4 protein-coding genes are annotated in these 2850 nt (G+C 73.2%); 2 read left to right on the plus strand and 2 right to left on the minus strand.

All coding sequences use genetic code 11. From position 1 onward, the window contains the following. Window positions 1-144: 144 nt before the first annotated feature. Window positions 145-609, minus strand: a complete 465-nt coding sequence (locus tag ACFVHO_RS40505) for a pyridoxamine 5'-phosphate oxidase family protein (protein WP_385725549.1) — start codon at window positions 607-609, stop codon at window positions 145-147. Window positions 610-847: 238 nt separating this feature from the next. Between ACFVHO_RS40505 and ACFVHO_RS40510 the strand changes: the two genes are divergently transcribed. Beyond that, window positions 848-1516 (plus strand): haloacid dehalogenase type II, encoded by a 669-nt coding sequence (locus ACFVHO_RS40510; RefSeq protein ID WP_385725550.1) that lies wholly within the window; start codon window positions 848-850, stop codon window positions 1514-1516. Window positions 1517-1587: 71 nt separating this feature from the next. Next, window positions 1588-2058, plus strand: coding sequence for a nuclear transport factor 2 family protein (locus ACFVHO_RS40515; protein WP_385725551.1), 471 nt, complete (start codon window positions 1588-1590; stop codon window positions 2056-2058). Window positions 2059-2077: 19 nt separating this feature from the next. Here ACFVHO_RS40515 and ACFVHO_RS40520 read toward each other — a convergent pair whose 3' ends face one another. Continuing rightward, a complete protein-coding gene (locus ACFVHO_RS40520) occupies window positions 2078-2671 on the minus strand; it encodes a hypothetical protein (RefSeq protein ID WP_385725552.1) in 594 nt (197 codons plus the stop codon). Window positions 2672-2850: the final 179 nt, after the last annotated feature.

Here is a 2850-nt window from a genome sequence, read left to right on the forward strand (position 1 = left end):
TGGGCGTGCGGTGGGTGGTTGTCGTCTTATTTATCTTGATTTTGCCCTTGGCATTGTTGGTTGTGGGGGGGGGGGGGGTGAGTCGGGGGGCGCCCCCCCCTCCCCACCCCCCCCGCCCCCAGCCTCCGTCCCCCGTTCCAGCCCCTAGCCGCCCTGCCACTCCCCGTCCCGCATGACGACCCGCCCGCGCAGCTCCGCCTCGCCGCGCCAGGCCCGCACCGTCCTCGGCACCACACGCACGTAGAGGTAAGGCGCGTCCTCCGCGCGAGGGTCCCACCCGAACTTGGCGGTGAACGCCTCCGCCGCCTCCCCGGGCACCTCGTCGTCCGGGAAGCACTCCGCCTCCCCCTGGAGGAGCACCACGTCGAACGTGTCCGGCAGCGCCAGGCGCACACGCGGCTCCTCGCGGACGTTCCGCGCCGTCACGGACGTGGCGCCGGTGCACATCCACACGGCCCGCCCGTCCCACAGGAACCACAACGGCACCTGGTGCGGCCCGCGCTCCGGATGCGCCGTCGACACCCAGAGGTCCCGCTCGGCGGCGAGCCGCTCCAGCGTGTCCTGCCTGCGCTCCGCCGCTCCGCGCCGGACGATTCCCGTGCTCTGCATGAAAACCGACCCTAACCAGCGGGTTCACCGCGCACATGAGGCGCGAGGCCTACTCCCAGCGACCTATGCACCCCTCGGCCCTTGGCCCTTGGCCCTTGGCCCTTGGCCCTCACGGTCGGCCGAAGGCGCCGCGGAACAAACCAGTCCACCCACCCGGTTCCCAAGAGACCCACCCTTCCCCGCCCTTCCCCACCCTTCCCGAGAAGCGTCATCCCAAGAAGCGTCAGAGGAGAGCCAGTTGAGCCGCCCGGAGCCCACCTTCATCACCTTCGACATGTACGGGACGCTGACGGACTTCGCCATCGGGGCCGCCGCCAGGGAGGTCGTCCGGGACATCGCTCCGCCCGAGGTCCTGGACGCGTTCCTGCACCGGTTCGGCTGCTACCAGCTCGACGAGGTGATGGGCGACTGGCGGCCGTACGACGAGGTGGTGGCGCGCGCCTTCGAGCGGGCCTGCGCGAGCACCGGAGTGGAGTACCGGCCGGACGACCCCGCCAGGATCTTCGCGGCGATCCCGGAGTGGGGACCCCACCCCGACGTCCCGGAGCCGCTCGCGAAGCTCGCCGCGCGCTTCCCGCTCGTCATCCTGTCCAACGCCGCGGACAGCCACGTCGACCGGAACGTCGCGAAGCTCGGCGCGCCCTTCCACGCCGTGTACACGGCGGAGATGGCGCGCGCCTACAAGCCGCGGCTCCGCGCGTTCGAGTTCATGTACGAGCAGTTGGGCTGCCGTCCGGAGGACACCCTGCACGTGTCCTCCAGCCCCCGCTACGACCTCCAGTCGGCGACCGACCTCGGCGTCCGCGACCGCGTCTACGTCAACCGGGGCACCGAGCCCTCGGCGCCCTTCTACCACTCCCACGAGGTCACGTCCCTCGCCGGAGTCGCCGACCTGCTCGGCCTCTGAGCCCGCGCCCGGCCCACATCGACGTCCGAAGCCCGCCAGCGCACCCCCGCCCCACCGAGCAGGCTGCGCGCATGGCGAACTCACGCACCACAAGCACCACAAGCACGGCGGACGCCCCGGACACGACGGCCGTCCTCACCGGCATGTACGCCGCCGAGGCGAAGTACCTGGCCGCGGGCGGCCCCGGCGAGGCCTCCTTCGACCTGCTCGCGCCCTACTTCTCGACGGACGTCGTCCTGCGCCAGGCCGACTGGCTGCCCTACGGCGGCATCTGGCGCGGGCACGCCGGGATGGAGCGGTTCTTCGTCGCGATGAGCCGGGTGTGGGCGGCGTTCGACATGGTGGACCAGGAGTTCCTCGCCACGGGCGCGACCGCCGTCGTACGCACCCGGGTGCACGCGGTCGCCCGTACCACCGGACGTGAACTCGCCTTCCCGATCCTGCAGACGATCACGGTCGCGGACGGCCGGATCACCGAGGTCGACCCCTTCTACTGGGACACGGGAGCGGTCGCCGAGGCCTGCGCGGTGCCGCGCGGCTGATCCGCGCCCGGCGACGGCGTCAGCGGTCGGCGTACGCCCGGGGGCGGGTCCACAGGGTCAGGTCGCTGCTGGTGGCGATGGCCAGGGTGCGGCCGGAGGGGGAGAAACCGGCGGCGCGGAACTCCGAGTACCTGGCGTGCAGGACGTGCCACCACGTCGTGCCGACCAGGCCCCGGTGGAGGCCGTCGCCCGCGGCGAGGACGACGCGGTGGCAGGGCCAGTCGGGGCTGACGACGCGTACGGTCCAGCCGTCGGACGTCGTGCTGTGGAGTCCGCCGCCGAAGAGGCCCGCGATGTGGACGGGGGTGCCCGCGACCGGGCCGAGGCCGGGGCAGGTGAGGTCCGGGGAGTCGTCCGGCGTGCTGGTCTCGGGGTCGGGGTCGCGGTCCCGCGCGATCTTCTCGCCGGTGACCGCGTCGAACAGGCCGTGCCCGTCGCCCGACACCACCATCACGAGGTCCTGTCCGCTGCCGGGACGCAGGGCGAAGCCGATGCCGAGCAGCCCGCCGACGGGGATCGTGCCGCAGGGCGCGAGCCGCCAGGGCTCCGGGGCGGGCACGACCGGGGCGTCGAGGTATCGCTCCCGCAGCTTGCGCTGGTACTCCGACTGCAACATGCGCAGATGATACGGAGGGTCGGCGGCCCCGGGCGTACGCGTGCGAGTGGGGGGGCGCCCCCGGCGGGGGGGCGCCCCCACGGGGGGTGGGGGGGTGGGGGGGCCGTGCGGGGGGCCGCCCCCGCAGCGCGTTGGGGCGGGGTTGTTTGAGGGCGTGGGCCCCACGTATCCCCCGA

Source organism: Streptomyces sp. NPDC127108, from assembly GCF_042677545.1.
Classification (GTDB): domain Bacteria; phylum Actinomycetota; class Actinomycetes; order Streptomycetales; family Streptomycetaceae; genus Streptomyces.